Source organism: Methanosarcina hadiensis, assembly GCF_046529725.1.
In the GTDB taxonomy this organism is placed as follows: Archaea; Halobacteriota; Methanosarcinia; order Methanosarcinales; family Methanosarcinaceae; genus Methanosarcina; species Methanosarcina hadiensis.
In genome coordinates this window covers 560,491-577,271 of sequence record NZ_CP136241.1, presented here as the reverse complement: position 1 = coordinate 577,271, position 16,781 = coordinate 560,491, and the positions used below count along the sequence as shown (strand labels likewise).

The following is a 16,781-nucleotide window of genomic DNA, read 5'->3' as shown; positions in this document are numbered from 1 at the left end:
CCGTACCCCTTTCATCCGGTTGTCAAAAATTATTTTATCCATTTTCTACCAGTTTATTATTTTTCAGGCAATTTTCATTCCCATTCAAAAAAGGTTATAAAGGAGCTGTCCCCGTTTTAATTCCCTTCAATTCTAAAGATTCATGCTGAAGGCAATATAAGTTCTATTCATAAGATATTAAAGATATAAAAACTCAGCATGGTTATATATAATTTATTAGCTTAAAAAAATAAAATAGATACACAAATAAAATATATGAATATAAACAAATGCGAAAATAAATATCTATAACTCGTGAAAACCTGATTATATTTCTTATGGTAGTAAAATAAATGCAATGAATGTACGCATTTCTGAACATGGAGAGCTGCCTTCATTCATTGCACCGGTGAATCAGCAGTTCAAAGCTTGAAATCATCCTCTGTGGCTTTTTTCCAAATTACGTCCCGCACTCCCAGCCGCTCATGTAGCATTCCTGTTTGGAAGTGAGTTCGTCTGTGCTTATTCCCATAGACTCAAGCTTCAGTTTTGCCACATAGGTATCAAGTTCCCTCGGGACTCCGTGAACTCCGTTCGAAAGCTTATTCTCTGCAATATAACGGACACAGAGAGCCTGGTTTGCAAAACTCATATCCATAACCTCGGCAGGATGCCCGTCTCCTGCAGCCAGGTTTACAAGCCTCCCTTCTGCTATCACATTAATGCGCCTGCCGCCAATATCGTATTCCTTGATATTGTGCCTAGCAGTCCTGGTGGATTTTGCAAGAGATTCAAGGGCTTCCATGTCGATTTCCACATTGAAGTGGCCTGAGTTTGCTAAAATTGCCCCGTCCTTCATCACCTTAAAGTGGTCGGCTGTAAGGATGTCGCGGTTTCCTGTTGCAGTTACAAAGAGGTCTCCGATTTTTGCAGCCTCTGACATTTTCATGACCCTGTACCCGTCCATTCTTGCCTCAAGGGCTCTTATGGGATCTACTTCGGTAACGATTACGCTTGCTCCAAGACCTGCAGCCCGCATTGCAACTCCGCGTCCGCACCAGCCATAGCCTGCAACAACAACGTTTTTGCCTGCAACAAGGAGGTTTGTGGTACGGTTTATTCCGTCCCATGCTGACTGGCCTGTCCCGTAGCGGTTGTCAAAAAGGTACTTGGTCATGGCATCGTTTACTGCTATTACCGGCATTTTGAGTGCACCGTCTTTTTCCATAGCGTGAAGCCTGTGCACACCTGTGGTGGTCTCTTCACAGCCTCCGAGAATTTTCGGGAGCATCTCCGGTCTTTCTTTGTGGAGCTTGAAAATCAGGTCTGCCCCATCGTCGATTGTAATGTCAGGCTCAATGTCAAGGACTCTGTCGATTGCTTCGTAGTATTCGCTCGTGCAGCAACCGTATTTTGCAAAACAGCTTATATTTTCCCGGGTGTCAAGAGCAGCTGCCACATCATCCTGTGTGCTCAGGGGGTTGCAGCCTGAAATTGCCACCTGTGCGCCGCCTGCAGCCAGAGTCTCGACCAGGACTGCTGTTTTTGCTTCCACATGCAGTGCCATTCCTACTTTAAGCCCTTTCAGGGGTTTTTCTTTCTCGAATTTTTCTCTGATTATCGCAAGCACAGGCATATGGTTTCTTGCCCATTCCATTTTCATGTTTCCGGATTCTATGAGTTCTTTTCCTATCATGGTGATCACGTCATTTCTTCAATAGGCAGTTGAATTTTCAAGCTGGATTATTTAGAATCTGTAAAATTACTGTCTAATATACGGGTTAAATAAAATAAATCCGTACCCGTTAGGTTTAGAGTATCTATTTTTCCTGTATATCCTGCCAGTATGATTTAAAATATTGTAGCTTAATAGCGTCAGGACAATGGTTTTCAGGCCTTTGCCCTGCTTACAAGCTCTTCTGCAGCCTTTTGAGCTTCCTCGATGACTTTCTGCTCATCCATTACCAGAACCCTGTAGTCGTCCATAAGGACTTTTCCGTCAACTATTGTAGTCCTTATGTCGCTTCCTCCTGCAGAGTATACAAGCTGGGAAGGAACATCGAAGCAGGGGGTGAGATGGGGTTTCTTCATGTCAACTATGATCAGGTCCGCCTTCATTCCCACCTTTAACATGCCTGTCTCTGTTCCAAGGGCTTTTGCCCCGTTAACGGTTGCCATCTTCAGTACCTGGCGGGCAGGAAGGGCAGTCGGATTTCCTGTGTTCAGTTTGTGCAGAAGGGCAGCAGTCTTCATTTCTTCAAACAGGTCAAGGTTATTGTTTGAGGCGCAGCCGTCAGTGCCCAGGCTGACATTTACTCCTCTTTCCAGCATCTTATAAATTGGGGCAGTCCCGGATGCGAGTTTCATGTTGCTTATGGGGTTATGGGATACATTTACCCCTCTTTTCCTTAGGATTTCTATATCCCCGTCAGAAAGCCATACACAATGGGCAGCAAGTACATCGGGCCCGAAAAACCCTATATCATCAAGCATGTGCACCGAACATTTCCCGTACCTTTCTTTCATTGCCAGCAGCTCGGCTTCTGTCTCCAGGACATGGATATGGAGTCCTGCGCCGTCTTTTCTGGCTTCTTCTTTTACTTTTGCAAGAAATTCATCCGAGCATGTATTCGGGGCATGGGGCCCGTACATGGTTTTTATCCTGCCGCCTGCTGCTCCCTGCCAGGCTCTGACAAAACGCTTTCCTTCTTTAAGGTCAGTTTCCCCTTTTTCCTTGTTCCAGAGTTCAATGAGGCCGTGAGAAAGCGATGCCCTGAGCCCTGATGCCTCAACAGCTTTTGCAGTTTCGTCCATAAAGAAATACATGTCTGCAAAAGAAGTGGTCCCTGACCTGATCATTTCAAGGCATGCAAGCAGGCTTCCTTTGTAGACGTCTTCTGCCGTAAGCTGGGCTTCGGCTGGCCAGATATGTTTTTCAAGCCACTCGGCAAGCTGAAGGTCATCGGCGTAACCCCGGAAAAGGGTCATTGCTGCATGAGTATGCGTATTTACAAGCCCTGGCATTACTACCGAGCCTTTTGCATCAATTACGGTTTCGGCGCTTTCTTTTGTTTTCTCTCCGATTTCCGTTATTTTTCCGTCTTCAATAACAACGGTCCCGTTCTTCAGGTCTCCCGCGTCAGGATCCATTGTTAAAACATAAGCATTTTTTATTATTATATCAGCCATATGATCGTATCCTTAAGGTTTGAACTGCAACTTTTCCGGATGCACTTTTTTGAACTATATCTTATTGAACTGCCTGTTTGATGATGAAGACGAGTTTACGAGATTATCCTAAAAAAAGTTGTCCTGAAAATTCTCCTGTGATTATTATAAAACCCGGAATCTTTATTATAAAGTGCAGCGTCTTTATAAAACATTTTTGCCTGACTCTTGATTAGAAAAAGTATATAAAGCCTATAAAAAGCAAATTATTCATTTTTTCTGAAAAAAGCCCCTGTTTAAAGTACAGAGGATCCGTACATGAAACTTTTACTCCAGCGCCACCCCGGGTTTAAAAACTAATTATATTTTCAGGGTCTCTGATTTTCGATTTCAGCTTCAAGGTTCAGAGCCTCAAGGTAGAGGTGCATTATTTTCAGCCTTTCCCCTGCAATCCTTTTTGCCGCGTCTGTATTAAGTTTCCCAGGGATTGTAAAAGGCTTGTAGCTCATGTATTCATTAAAACCTTCAACAGGATCTTCTATATAGACAGTCCCTTTTGAGCTCCCTTTATCAAGCCCGGTTATATGCTTCAGCATCCTGAGCGCTCCCATCGACAGGATAGACCTGAAAATTCCAATTGCTCCAAGGGCATCAAGCCTGTCAGCGTCCTGAAGTATCCTGGCTTCCATTGTTTCCGGGCTTTTTCCACCGCTGAACCTGTGAGTCCGGATGCAGTATGTTACAGCTTCAATAGTTTTTTCCTCAAGGCCTGCTTTGCCCAGGAACTCGGAGGCTATCTCTGCACTGTAGAGAGCATGGTCTCCTCCCTCTTCATGCTCTTTAATAACCCCCGTATCGTGCAAAAGGGCTGCAAGCCTGAGAATAAGAAGATCTCCTCCTTCTTCTTTCTGGATCTCCATACAGAGGGCTTCCACACGGTTTATGTGAGACATATCGTGGGAACTGGGCTCCCCTTCGTGAAAAGTAGCCGCAAATTCCCTCGTTTTTTCTATAAGGTCCATAAATATCCTGCTTTCAGGTAAGTTGCAGTTCAGTATTCGACTTCTGCGACCATTGTCTTAAGATGTTCCTGAATCTCAGAAATCGCTTCTGAAAGAGTCATTTTATTATCGTAGGTAGTTATCAGCTTGACAAGTTCTTCTTTTCTTTCCTTTTTCATTTCCCGAGAGAACTTTGCCATATTTTCAAGGGCTCGAGTAACATTATCAACTATTGATATTGTAGCCGTCCTTGATGTCCGTGACATAGGGTTCAGGTCGATTGTTATGACAGTTTTCCCCATCTCTACAAGTTTCTCACAGCGGTCCCCATCCTCAAGGGGAACAAGCACAACATCTGCAGTATAAATCCCTTTACTGCTCACAAGCCTCCTGTCATGAGAGAGTTCAAGGCTTGCGTCCGGGTTCTTCCCGAGCACTTCGGAAGCCCCATGTGCCTTCAAATGTTCTATTATAAGGTGCACCCGGGTGTCAGTCCTGTGGAAGAGATTTACTTCAATTTTGGCTCCAGTGACGCCTGCAAGGGAAACAACCTTATCGGGAGCCAGGGCTGCGACATTACCATTTACTGAAATAACCGGGTTTTCAGCAAGAAGAAGTGCAGCAACTGCAGCTCTCTCTGCGTACAGGGCAGATTCGGTGCTTCGCTCGCCTATAAGGTAATCAAAGCTCTCTCCCCTTCCCTGGGCAATAAGTCCCTGGATACTTGTAATTCCCATTTTTACCCCTGCTGCAACTTTTTCACGGGCGAGCAGGGATTCGTACCTCGGGTGGTCTTGCGGTATATCTGTCATATAGGTCGCTTACCTTTAGCTTGTTAATTTACGTTTTTTCTTTTATTTGAAATTTTAAAGTCTCTACCCTGATATGCGGGCAATTTATGCATTTCAGTACTTTTTTATTTCAATATTATTTAAGTTATAGGTGTTTTCTATTGAAAAAAGCCTTTTCTCGCCCCTTCCAATTTAATATGCATTATCATACGCCTTTTATTTCATTCCTTTGTGAAGGCTTGCTGTTTATGTAAATTGGCTTTTCAATTTATCACAGGCCACAATAAGCCACAATAAAGATCTCAAATTGGGATTAATCATATAGTAATCTCGGTACACATGTACTGATTCCGTATTCCAGAACCTGGCCGAATTCCTGAAGTGCTTCGTAAAGAGGAAATTCCTGGCTGTAGGGAGCAATGGCAAAAACCGTATCTCCAAGCATTGCCTGAGAAGCCAGGCCTCCGCTTGCATGTGCAGCCTCTATGACGTCCTGTGCCGTACTGCTCAGAAGACCTGTCCTGCTGGCAAAGTCTTTTGCCTGACGCATAAAATTTTCCAGAGTAGGTCTTTTAAGCAGCTCGAGCATTGCAGCTTTTCCTGCGGCATTAATTTTTCCTGCTGCAACCTCATCTGCAAGGACAGAACCTGTAGAAATCTCCCCGAGTACTATACAGAAAACCCTTGCTTCCGGGGCAGGAATTCTGTCTATGCTTCCGAACTGAGGTCCTCCGGGACGAAGCCTGATTACAACTCCTCCACTGGATTGGGCAGCGATATCTCCAAGCCCGCTGCGGTTAATAACTTCAGCTACATGAGCGTACTCGGTCAGATTATTTACCGTCTGGTTTAAGGAAAGTGCCCTGTTAAGAGCATAAGCAGCCCCGAGTGCTCCTGCCCCGGACGCTCCGAATCCGCATCCTACAGGGATTTCCGCCCAGCTCTTTACCCTTACAGGCTCATCGGTTATCATATCCAGCACCGTACGGGTGGTTTTGCCTTCAACTTTTTTTCCATTGAGGAAAATCTCGGTATTTTCCACGGATTCCCCGACCTTCACCTCTGTCGTAACTCCTCCGTTAAGAACAATTCCGCAGCCGGTTGATCCTTTCTGGTGAGGGTCATTATGCTCATGGATCTGAAAAAAACCTGTGATATGCCCTGGAGCATATGCTTTTGCGAGAAAGTCTGCCCCTTCACTTTCGTATGTATACATAGAAAACGCCTTTTTAATCGGTTAAGCTATTTTTCAAAGCAAGTTTTGTTTATAGAATTTTTGTTTTGTAGTTTAATACTGCGCAGGCCTGTTTGCTGAATTACCGATACAGATTGTATGCACTACAGGCTCTGCATTTAGTTGGTTTTTTAATTTCCAGAGGGCGACCAGGTTACCAGAGAACCTGTCGTGAGTTTAAAATCCCGGCTACCTCCTCAAGGATACTGGCTGCAAGTTTACGTTTGTTCCCGCTTATGTATCCGGGTTCGGCTTTTCCCCTAACAAGCAGGTAAAGTTCATTTTCTTCGGTACCCATTCCGCTTTTTCCTACATCGTTTGCTGCAATCATATCAAGTTTTGACCCTTCAAGGGTTGCAGCTGCCCTTTTAAGGAGTTCTTCCCGACCTGTGCCTGTTTCGGCTTTAAAACCTATTATCACAAGTTCAGGGTGCTTTTCCCTGCATTCCTTTATCAATTTCCTGGTGGGTTTCAGTCTCAGCACAAGTTCTCCTCCGGATTTGATTTTCTCCGGAGAAGGTTCTGCTGTATAATCTGCGATTGCCGCAGAACTTATAAGGACATCATACCCTTTTTCCAGTTCAGAAAGCACAGAATCTGTCATTTCTGCGGCGCTTTCGGCAAAGACCTCTTTTATCCCTGCAAACCCGAGCCTGTCCCTGTGAACAAGGGTTACATCAGCACCTTTGCGGTAGGCTTCAAGAGCAAGTTCCCTGCCTGTCTTCCCTGAAGCCCGGTTAGTAAGAATTCTTATGGGGTCAAGCCTTTCGGCAGTTGAGCCGCCTGTAATTATCACTTTCCGGTTATCAAAGCTGCGGTCCCCAAGAGCCCTTTCCACTTCGAGCACTATTTCTTCATTTGATGCGATTTTTGCAACGCCCTCTTCAAACCTTGGACCTACTATGGCAATTCCCCAGCTTTTCAGCTTTGCCACATTTTCAGTTACGGCGGGGTGCCTGTACATGGACTCGTGCATTGCAGGGACGATCATAACAGGAACGCCTGAGCCGAGTGCTGTTGTTGCAAAAGAGGTTACTGCAGTATCATCGATTCCGCAAGCGATTTTCCCTATGGTATTCGCTGTTGTCGGTGCTATTAAAAGAAGGTCTGCCCTGCCTTTGAACCCGCAGAACTCCACATGCTCCACTCTGCCTCCGAGTTCGGTAATTACAGGGTTTCCCGTAGCATAATGGAGAGCATCAGGGTGCAGGATATGCTTTGCAGCCTCAGTCATGACAGCATGGACTTCTGCCCCATTCCGGATCAGCTCCCTTGCAAGTTCAACTACCCTTACTGCTCCTATGCTTCCCGTAACGCCAAGAACTACGGTTTTTCCGGCTAGAGAAGAACTTCTCTGCCCCTGGATCCAGAGAGTAGGATGAATTTTATCTGTTTTATTCCGTTCCGGGAACTGTCTGTCCGTCCAGTTCTTTGTTTTTACTGCATCAGGTCCGTGTTGACCTGAGCTTTGACCTGAAAATTCAGGTTCAATTGCATAAGCATCTGGATTTTGCTGGCAAGGATTCATTTGATCCTTCTTACTTTGAGGCTCTTTCAATGGTTTTTTCATTCAGGCACCGGAGTAATCGATAGGGATTAATTGTGTTAATGAGCTCATTTATTAAAAAAATCCTGAAATCACAGTGACATTAAATATGATATTCTTAAAACTTTCGAAATATAAGGGATGGTGAAATTCGATACAGGGTATATTTCAATGATAAATTTCATGAATGCTTTAGAGTTTCATGGGTGCTTTTCTTTTTATTATCAGGCATCCGCGATGACTTAATAACTGCCCTGTACTGTAGTACTGTAGACAACGCAATAACTATTTTATATTCATAATACTGTTTTACTCATGTCTACTATGTCTACTGGCTTATGCCTCTAATAATAATCCGCATATTTAATAAGGTATTGATAATATTCAACAGTCATGTTCCTTTAGGGAGTTTTCTGGATATATGATATCTTTTATGGGTGCTATGTGAACTTATAATGAGATTATGAGAAATATAAATGAGGTGGGAGGCAGATGACTGATAAAAATGCTGCAAAAACAGAATTTAAGGCAGACGAAAAAAAAGGTCTGGGCACCATTATAGGAAAAATCTCCGGAAAAGGAAAGCTGGAAGCTGAGATTGACAGGCTTTCCTTAAAGGTAGCTGAGCTTGAATTTGCACTTCAGGGTGCAAAAAACCAGCTTGAAAAGAAAGAAGTCCTTGCCAGGCAGGCAGTTTCGGACAGGCAGGAGGCTGAAGCCCGTTTAAACCAGGAACTTATCCGGACTCAAACTCTGTCTCATGAGCTTGAATCAATACGGAACGAATCCCAGGAAAAGCTGGAGTTCCGCGGGATTGAAAACCTTAGCCCTGCTGCTGCTCAGGCATACCTTTCCAAAATCAATTCCTTCTGCTCTTCTTCGGAGGACTTATTAACCGTGTATCTGCCATCCGGAACCCGCCTTTCAGATGTACTTCCTGAAAAAACTCTTGGGTTTGTTGAAGAGGAGACCCGCTCCCTTCTTGACAGGCTAGACACTGAGACAGGCATAGTCTTTTTTTACGACCTGCACCGCATGGTTTCAGAAGCTATAATCCCTCCTTTCCCTGTTACCTCTTCTGCCTGGCATCTCCGGAATAACTTTGAGACCGCATCACTTGAGGAGAACCTGAATTCCCCCTGCCGCCTGCTCGTTCTTGTCCTGCACGCAGGTGAGTCTTTCATAGGATTTGCTCCTGATGCCCGTGTTTTTGATCAGGAAGAATTTGTCAGAAGCAGCGTCAAGGAAAAGCACAGCAAGGGAGGTTTTTCCCAGCGCCGTTTCGAGCGCCTCAGGGAAGAGGACATTGCCCATCATATGAACAAGGTTTTTGAAACCTTGGATAAAGTTCTCGAAGAAAACTCCCCTATTGACTGCATTATTATGAATGGAGATACTCCACTTATAAGGGAAGCTGAGAAGCGCCTTCCCCTGAACATTGAGATTATTGAAAAACCAGCTGATATTAAGGTTGAGAGAATGGGCCGCGAGGAGATTTTAAGGACGGTTTTAAGCTCCAGAAGATACCTGTTGTAAACTGTTTTCAGGTTAAAAGAAGATTAAATTACGAAACCGACCCATGAAAACACAATCGCAAGCCCACTCAAAAGGACTAACTTATGGTTATCTAATTGAGCTTTGCTCAATGAACTAATAAGAAGAAAAACTGCAAATCTTCTGATCCATGCAACATTACTCGCTATACCGAGTCATTCTTGTCACGCTCGACGAAGGAGAGCGGCCTGTCCCAAATAGAAGCATAGGATAAAGAAATGCTCGAATTAAAAAATTACAGAATGGAAAGATGACAATTTTGGATAAATGATAATTTTAAAATGAAGAACCTGAAAAACTCAAATAAAACATGACTAAACGATACTAGAGACAATACTTTTTCCGTGTTTGTTTTGTCATTCTGCTAGTTTTCAAATTTCTTCTTTCTGCTTTAGGGGTAGGGCCGCCAGGCAAGCTGGCGGAAGCATCCTGTATTTATCGATTAGTTAAAAATAGTTTTCAGGAAAAGAGAGTTTTCTATAAAACTACATTTTTATTCTTTAAAAAGTATATCAATAGGCTAAAGAAAGTTGCCCTTGTTTTTTAATATCCATAAATATATATTTAATTAAAAATTATATGCTTTGATTTAAATTTCCTTATTTCTTTTAATCGGCACATTTAAGATAAGGAAATAAGACTTCTGCGCAAGCTATATGAGCTTTAAGTGCAGGGAAGGTAAGCAATGGCAAGAGATAGAAGAGATCATTATTATCATCAGGCAAAAGAAGAAGGGTACCGGTCCAGGGCTTCCTTCAAACTCAAGCAGATTAATGAGAAACATAAAGTTATCAATCGGGGAGACTCGGTTGTGGATCTGGGTGCGGCTCCGGGCGGGTGGCTTCAGGTTGCAAAGCAGCTTTCCGGAGGGAAAGTCCTTGGCGTTGACCTGCAGAGGATAGACCCTATTGAAGGAGTCGAGACCATTCAGGGCGACATAAATGCAGAATCTACAATAAAGAAAATCATCAAAATTGTAGGGGAAAAAGGAGCAGATGTAGTACTCTGTGATGCAGCCCCTAATCTGTCAGGAAACTGGTCCTATGACCACGCACGGTCAATTGAGCTTTCAACTTCGGCACTTGAATGCGCAAAGAAGATCCTCAAGCCGAAAGGAAACTTCGTTGTTAAGGTATTCCAGGGAGATATGTTCAACGATTATCTGGACGAAGTGAAGAATAATTTTGTTCGCGTCAAGGCTTATTCTCCACAGGCTTCAAGGTCCCAGAGCGCGGAAATTTATGTCATCGGAAAGAAGTTCCTCACAGCTCCTCTAAGGAAAGGAGACAAATTTGTCGTGGATATCGAGAAGCTTGGTTCCAGCGGAGACGGAGCTGTCCTTATTGAAGGTTTTGTAGTCTTTGTAAAGGAAGTAGAAGTAGGAGAAAAAGTCCGGATCAAAATAGCGGATGTAAAGCCGAACTTTGCCTTTGCTGACGTTGAAGAAAGGCTTCAAAAGTCTGAAAGCCACTGAAAGCCCGAAAATCTGGATTAATTTTATCTGGGAGTTATGTTATAAAATAAGTCAATAAAATCAGTTAATAAAATTAGTTAGTAGAATTAGTTAATAAAATGATTGCATAATTCAGAATGTTCGCCACAACTTAGCATGACTCAGCAAAATTTAGTATAACTCAGCATAATTCAGCACAACTCGTCTCAATTCAAAATGAAAAAACCGGAAGTAAATAAAACGAGTTTAAAACACGGTGATCCCAGTTGATTGACCTTCACACTCACACTATTTTCAGCGATGGGGAACTGCTCCCGAGTGAGCTCGTCAGGCGGGCCATAATTCATGGTTACGAAGCTATTGCACTTACCGACCACGCGGACTATACAAACCTTGAGCAGCTTCTTGATGCTGCAAAGAAAGCAAAATACCTTGAGAAAGAATGGGATATCCGCGTCCTGACAGGGGTCGAGCTGACGCATGTCCCTCCAAGAAAAATTGCTCCCCTTGCAAAGAAGGCAAAGGATTTCGGCGCAGAAATTGTTGTGGTTCACGGGGAAACAATCTCAGAGCCTGTAGCCCCAGGCACAAATGCAGCATCAGTTGCCTGTGAGTATGTGGATATCCTGGCTCACCCGGGCCTGATCTCAGAAGAAGACGTCCGGACTGCGGCAGAGAATAATGTTTTTCTTGAAATCACTGCAAGGAACGGACATAACAGGACTAACGGGCACGTAGCAAGGCTTGCCCTCGAATTCGGAGCAACACTTGTGGTTAATACTGATACCCACGCACCTGAGAACCTGATTACCGATGAAACCGCTCTGAAAATAGCAATGGGAGCCGGGCTAACTGAGTCAGGGACAAGAGAAGCGTTCAAGGCGTCGAAAAAGAAGGTATCAGAGATAGTTTGAGTTGTGATGGACTAAAAAAATTAAAGCGTTATAGGTAGAAATAATAGCTATTGATCCGTCTTTGTCAGGTTGAAAAAATGTAAGAGATTACAATTCAAAAATTTCTTTACAAAAGTAGAAATTTTTCAAGTATTCTCTTTTTTCTAAATAAGTAACCGAAGGGTATGGCTATCAGATTTCCTAAATATAACTGAGGAATATCGCAGCAAATACGTATCCATGGGATGGAAACTTCCCTTTTGCTGCGAGAGGCAGGGCAACCCCTGCAAACCAGATTATATTATAAGATAAAAGTAAATCCAATCAGAGTAATTCTATTACTATTTTTAGCCTTTTTTTATATAATATAGGACTTACGCGGTTGAACTGAAAAACAACAGCTCTAAACCTTCAACTGTCTAAATAGACGATTTAACTGCAAGGTCTATTGATCATGATTCTAATCCTCAAGTGCGTAAGTCCTATAATATTTAAGTTTTAACAGAATTTTAGAAGATTTAGAACTTTTAATTACAGTTCGGCCACTGCAGTAGAATCTGAGTACGATAAATAGCCTTTTTTTGCTTTAACTGCTCTAGTTTTGAATCAAAGCCAGTAAGTAGCAAAATTCAGAAGAAATTTTACTTGTAGAATTATATATTGGGGGATAGTCTAGTTATTTATAAAATGTGCAATCAATATATATAATTCACATTTAAAGATATGCAGATATATTAATTCTAAGTAAATTAATAGCGTGGGTCGAATAAAATATAATGTGTCGAATAATATAATAAAATATAATGTGTTGAATAATATAGGTAGTACAGGATGTACTATTCTAGCTTTGAAAGATAAAGGCTGTGTGGGGAGATAAAGTGAAGTATAAAACTCTATTTATAGTTTTTACTTTGATATTCCTGATGGGAGTACCGTCTACAGTATCTGCAAGGGATATAATAGTGGGCAGCGGAAGCGGACAAATTTCTACAATACAGGAAGCTGTAGATGCTGCAGAAGCCGGAGATGTAATTATAATAAAACCCGGAACGTATGTTGAAAACATAAACGTTTCAAAAGAAAGGCTGACAATTAAACCGGAAACAAATAACGTGTTTATTAAGCCAGGAAACGGCACTCTTGCAACTATCATTCTAAGCAATGTTGGTACAACATTAACCGATCTTAATATACACGGAGATGTGATTGCAAATATTTGGGCTTCTGATAGAAATTCCGAATATCAAATTAACAATCCTACTTACATAAAAAACAATGTTATCGAGAATGGTAGTATTGCCGTTAGATCTGAAAGTTCTGGTGTTATTATTTCTGAAAACAGGATTTCAGGTGGCACTTCTGAATATGGTGTGGATGTAGCCTGTTGTGGTGATTACAATGAAATAACAAATAACGAAATTTCGAATTGCACAACAGGAATCTATGTTTATGATGAAAGAAATGTACCGCCTATTAGCGGTAACAAAATAAGCAACTGCGATGTCGGAATACATGTTTCTGGCCTGTCCTATGATATCGAAAACAACGAAATCACAAATTGTGGTGTAGGGGTATTAGCCGGGGAAACTGGCGGTGCAAATTTAATTGGAAATAAAATAACGTACTGCTCAGACTGCGGGCTTAAAGTTACCGGTTATTTAGAATCCAAAGGAGCCTATAACAATTATTTCAATAATACAGTGAATATAAAGTTTGGAGACATTGAAAACATATACACCTGGAACAGTTCACTCATAGAAGGTACAAACATAATTGGTGGACCATATATTGGAGGTAATTACTGGGCAAAACCGGATGGAACCGGGTTCTCTCAGATTGCTGTTGATGCAAATGGAGACGGTATTGCAGATTCAGCTTATGCAATCTCTGAAAAGAACTACGACTATCTACCACTCACAGCCGTGTACAACCCGGTATTGCCTGTTTTCGATTTCACTGCCAACGTAACTTCCGGAACTGCACCTCTGGTTGTGTTATTTACTGCAAGTGGTACTGGAGGATCTTCAGCTTCCTGGCTCTGGGACTTTGGCGACGGCATAAATTCAAAACATGCAATGAACGCAACGCACACGTTTACGGATCCGGGCAGTTATAAGGTTAGTCTGACTGTTGAAAATAGTGCAGGTAACAGTACAGTGGTAAAAACAAATTACATAGTCGTTACGGGTTCTGATGTTGTGGTTCCCGGAGTTCCCATTGCAGGCTTCAGCAGCAATGTTACTGAGGGTTACGCTCCCCTGGCGGTGCAGTTTTATGACTCATCCCGGAATGCGGTATCAAGGGCATGGGACTTTGAGAACGACGGAAAAATCGACTCAAGTGACCCGAATCCTGTTCATGTATATAAAGATCCCGGAACATATTTTGTCAACCTTTCAATAACTAATGAATACGGTTTCTCCTATAGCATCACTACAATAAATGTGATGAAAGGCGACCCAGGCGACGATGACAATTCCAGAAGCCACAGCAGCGGCGGCGGAGGAGGTTCTCCGGAACCTGCGAAAAATATTGAGGTGAAGGAGCTTTGCCAGGTCTTTATTACAAACGGAAAAGAGACAAAATTTGATTTTACGAAGAATGCAACCTGTGTTGTTTACGCGAGCTTTGACGCAAAAAAGACGGCAGGCAAGACCACAACCATTGCCGAGGAATTAAAGGACAAGTCTGCACTTGTTTCCGAACTGCCTGAAGGAGAAGTCTATAAGTCTTTTAATGTCTGGGTAGGCAACAGTGGATATGCAACTCCAAAGAATATTGAAAACTCTGAAGTCTGCTTCAGGGTTGAAAAGTCCTGGGTACAGGAGAAAAGTATAGATCAGGACTCCATTACCCTGAATACATACAGAGATAAAAAATGGGAGCAGCTGCCAGTGATACTCTCCGAAGAGGATGACAAGTTCCTGTATTTCACTGCTGAAACTCCGGGATTTTCTTCATTTGCTATTACAGGGAAGGCAAAAAGTACTGATGGAGCTGAAACTGGAGAAAACCTTGGATCACAAGCTAGAGCAGCCGACCAGACTGGCGATGAAGCCGAAGGGCTTGAAGCTGAATCCGGAACCGTTCCGCAGGAAAGTGTAAGCGCACCTGGGTTTGCGGTGATTTATGGGTTAGCCGGTCTGCTTGCAGTGTTTCTGTATAGAAGGAAGTAAAAATGCGGAATAACAGATCCGTATGAAAAACAAAGAGGGGAATAATCCCTCATCTCTCCTTCCTTTTTCTTAGCTTCTTTTTCTCGTGTATTCCTGTTTCCTATTTTTTCGGGCTCTTTTTTAGCCGATATACCTGAATCTCACACCAGCTCTCCGAAATAATCCTTGAAGCAGCAACTGAAACTGCAATGGATTATTACAATAATTGGAAACATGCAGGCGAATAGTAAATGTTTGTGAACCTGAAAAAGGGGTATCATTATACAACGTCTTTTCCAATAATGAACTTTGCCTTCTATTCTCTGTTTAAGATAATATGCAGATAAAATAGGTAGCGACGCATCAATCCTAAAGGATCGAATGATTCTGAATAGCTGTAGACAATTATATGAGACATTTAATCGTTGACGCGATAGTAGTAGTAAGATGAGAAGTTGTTTTCTGTTTTTTACCTGGTTCTCAAAATTAAAGCCTTTTTTGATAGACTTAACAATCTCGCTACCTGCCTATAATTTACTTTATCTCTATCTTCTCCTGTACATGAATACTCCAAAGAAACAGGTAATACCACCAACAATGTCAAACCCAGGCATACTTTTATTTTTTTCCATCCGGGATTGCCGTTTGTCATTTGATCCCATATCCTCTTCTGAAATAGTGCACATATAGATATCAACTGTTGAATTGCTAATGTCAGTCCGATTATCGCTACTCCATACTATCCTGTTATCGTAGATATCAAGATAATAAATAAGACCTCTACCGGTGGATATCCGGATTCCACTGGAAATCGGGAGATCGTAAATATAGATATTAAAATACAGGTCTTCACCGGGCTGCAAATCCTTAACTGATGACCGCTCCAGCCATATTATCCTGTCACCATACATGGCAAGAGTACCATACAGGTCATGAGTTCCATTTGCAGTCTCATTGTTGGTAATCTTAGTTTCTTTTTTTGTAGAGAGATTATACAGGTAAATATCACACTTTCCATCACGCTTGTCATAATATACTATCCTGTCATCGTAGATAGCAGGAAGTAATGCTGATCCGCTGGTGGTGATCCGTGTTTCATTCTGGGTGGAGAGGTTGTACATGTAGATATCAGAGAATTTGAGGAAGCCATTGCGCCAATCGTGGTATACTATTTTATCACCGTAAATGGAAGGAATTGCTGCTGACCCACTGGTAGTTATTCGGGTTTCCTTTTTTGTAGAAAGATCATAGGTGTAGATATCATTTCCAGCTAGCTCATTCAAATAGACTATCCTATCTCCATAGATAGAGGTGTATATTCCCATTCCGCTAGTAGAAACTCGAGTTTCATTATTAGTGGAGAGATTATACAGGTAAATACCACTCATTTCACCACTCATATTACAATACACTACCCTGTCACCATAGATTTTGGGATTGAGTGCTAATTCGCTGGTGGTAATCTTAATTTCCTTTCCTGTAGAAAGATCGTACATATAGATATCAGAGAGCTGGGCTTTATTGCGCCAATCCATATACACTATCCTGTCGCCGTAGATATCAGGAAAACCCGCTGATCCGCTGGTAGTGAGCTTAGTTTCATTGAGTTCAGGTGAAACACTTTGTCCGGCAGCTGCTGATGCCGTAGATGATACAAGAATTAAAAATAATATCAATACTGTTAATGTCAGCAATATTGAATATGAGGTTTCATTAGTTTTCATAGTACCTCTTTATTATTTTGTAATTTAATGCTAAAACTTTACAACTAATTTAAATTATTTTATTTATACTCTAAATTTATAAAATTTGTAACGAAAAATGGATTTATATCGGCAATAATAGTATACCAGCGAAACTGATTAAGACAAAGGTATTCAGACCAAAAATTTAATATCAGATGTAAAGTCTCCTTTCAAGCTTCGCACAAATTCTCTAATTTATAATTCGCCAAATACTTTTGATTGAATTCGTAATTTAGGGTAACAGGTAAATTTTTTCCATAAA

Annotated in this window: 11 protein-coding genes; 4 read left to right on the top strand and 7 right to left on the bottom strand. The window is 42.0% G+C overall.

Annotated features, from left to right (window positions below; all coding sequences use genetic code 11):
• Window positions 1-439 precede the first annotated feature (439 nt).
• The 6 genes from RSJ42_RS02540 to coaBC form a co-directional block, all read right to left on the bottom strand.
• Window positions 440-1,675: an adenosylhomocysteinase gene (locus tag RSJ42_RS02540; protein WP_410510292.1), complete on the bottom strand. Its 1,236-nt coding sequence runs from the start codon at window positions 1,673-1,675 to the stop codon at window positions 440-442.
• 194 nt (window positions 1,676-1,869) lie between these two features.
• Window positions 1,870-3,168: an amidohydrolase family protein gene (locus RSJ42_RS02535; RefSeq protein ID WP_410509161.1), complete on the bottom strand. Its 1,299-nt coding sequence runs from the start codon at window positions 3,166-3,168 to the stop codon at window positions 1,870-1,872.
• A gap of 347 nt (window positions 3,169-3,515) precedes the next feature.
• Window positions 3,516-4,169, bottom strand: coding sequence for an HD domain-containing protein (locus RSJ42_RS02530; protein ID WP_410509160.1), 654 nt, complete (start codon window positions 4,167-4,169; stop codon window positions 3,516-3,518).
• 29 nt (window positions 4,170-4,198) lie between these two features.
• Window positions 4,199-4,960, bottom strand: coding sequence for a 4-phosphopantoate--beta-alanine ligase (locus tag RSJ42_RS02525; protein ID WP_410509159.1), 762 nt, complete (start codon window positions 4,958-4,960; stop codon window positions 4,199-4,201).
• A gap of 292 nt (window positions 4,961-5,252) precedes the next feature.
• On the bottom strand, window positions 5,253-6,155 hold the full coding sequence (locus RSJ42_RS02520) for a pantoate kinase (RefSeq protein WP_410509158.1): 903 nt from the start codon (window positions 6,153-6,155) through the stop codon (window positions 5,253-5,255).
• Between the two features lie 172 nt (window positions 6,156-6,327).
• Window positions 6,328-7,701 (bottom strand): bifunctional phosphopantothenoylcysteine decarboxylase/phosphopantothenate--cysteine ligase CoaBC, encoded by a 1,374-nt coding sequence (gene coaBC / locus RSJ42_RS02515; protein ID WP_410509157.1) that lies wholly within the window; start codon window positions 7,699-7,701, stop codon window positions 6,328-6,330.
• 510 nt (window positions 7,702-8,211) lie between these two features.
• Here coaBC and RSJ42_RS02510 point away from each other — a divergent pair.
• From RSJ42_RS02510 to RSJ42_RS02495, 4 genes are all read left to right on the top strand, one after another.
• Window positions 8,212-9,255: a Vms1/Ankzf1 family peptidyl-tRNA hydrolase gene (locus RSJ42_RS02510; protein ID WP_410509156.1), complete on the top strand. Its 1,044-nt coding sequence runs from the start codon at window positions 8,212-8,214 to the stop codon at window positions 9,253-9,255.
• Between the two features lie 703 nt (window positions 9,256-9,958).
• Window positions 9,959-10,747 (top strand): 23S rRNA (uridine(2552)-2'-O)-methyltransferase, encoded by a 789-nt coding sequence (locus RSJ42_RS02505; RefSeq protein ID WP_410509155.1) that lies wholly within the window; start codon window positions 9,959-9,961, stop codon window positions 10,745-10,747.
• A 245-nt stretch (window positions 10,748-10,992) separates the two neighbouring features.
• A complete protein-coding gene (locus RSJ42_RS02500) occupies window positions 10,993-11,640 on the top strand; it encodes a histidinol phosphate phosphatase domain-containing protein (protein WP_410509154.1) in 648 nt (215 codons plus the stop codon).
• Window positions 11,641-12,497: 857 nt separating this feature from the next.
• On the top strand, window positions 12,498-14,795 hold the full coding sequence (locus RSJ42_RS02495) for a PGF-pre-PGF domain-containing protein (RefSeq protein WP_410509153.1): 2,298 nt from the start codon (window positions 12,498-12,500) through the stop codon (window positions 14,793-14,795).
• Between the two features lie 524 nt (window positions 14,796-15,319).
• On the opposite strand, the gene RSJ42_RS02490 is transcribed toward RSJ42_RS02495, so the two are convergent.
• Window positions 15,320-16,498 carry a DUF5050 domain-containing protein gene (locus RSJ42_RS02490; protein WP_410509152.1) on the bottom strand — a complete coding sequence of 393 codons (1,179 nt, stop codon included), beginning with the start codon at window positions 16,496-16,498 and terminating at the stop codon, window positions 15,320-15,322.
• Window positions 16,499-16,781: the final 283 nt, after the last annotated feature.

Bases quoted from the DNA above. Each gene is read 5' to 3' on its own strand.
- RSJ42_RS02510 (WP_410509156.1), top strand. From the start codon at position 8,212: ATGACTGATAAAAATGCTGCAAAAACAGAATTTAAGGCAGACGAAAAA.
- RSJ42_RS02525 (WP_410509159.1), bottom strand. From the start codon at position 4,960: ATGACAGATATACCGCAAGACCACCCGAGGTACGAATCCCTGCTCGCC.
- coaBC (WP_410509157.1), bottom strand. From the start codon at position 7,701: ATGAATCCTTGCCAGCAAAATCCAGATGCTTATGCAATTGAACCTGAA.
- RSJ42_RS02490 (WP_410509152.1), bottom strand. From the start codon at position 16,498: ATGAAAACTAATGAAACCTCATATTCAATATTGCTGACATTAACAGTA.
- RSJ42_RS02505 (WP_410509155.1), top strand. From the start codon at position 9,959: ATGGCAAGAGATAGAAGAGATCATTATTATCATCAGGCAAAAGAAGAA.
- RSJ42_RS02535 (WP_410509161.1), bottom strand. From the start codon at position 3,168: ATGGCTGATATAATAATAAAAAATGCTTATGTTTTAACAATGGATCCT.
- RSJ42_RS02530 (WP_410509160.1), bottom strand. From the start codon at position 4,169: ATGGACCTTATAGAAAAAACGAGGGAATTTGCGGCTACTTTTCACGAA.
- RSJ42_RS02540 (WP_410510292.1), bottom strand. From the start codon at position 1,675: ATGATAGGAAAAGAACTCATAGAATCCGGAAACATGAAAATGGAATGG.
- RSJ42_RS02520 (WP_410509158.1), bottom strand. From the start codon at position 6,155: ATGTATACATACGAAAGTGAAGGGGCAGACTTTCTCGCAAAAGCATAT.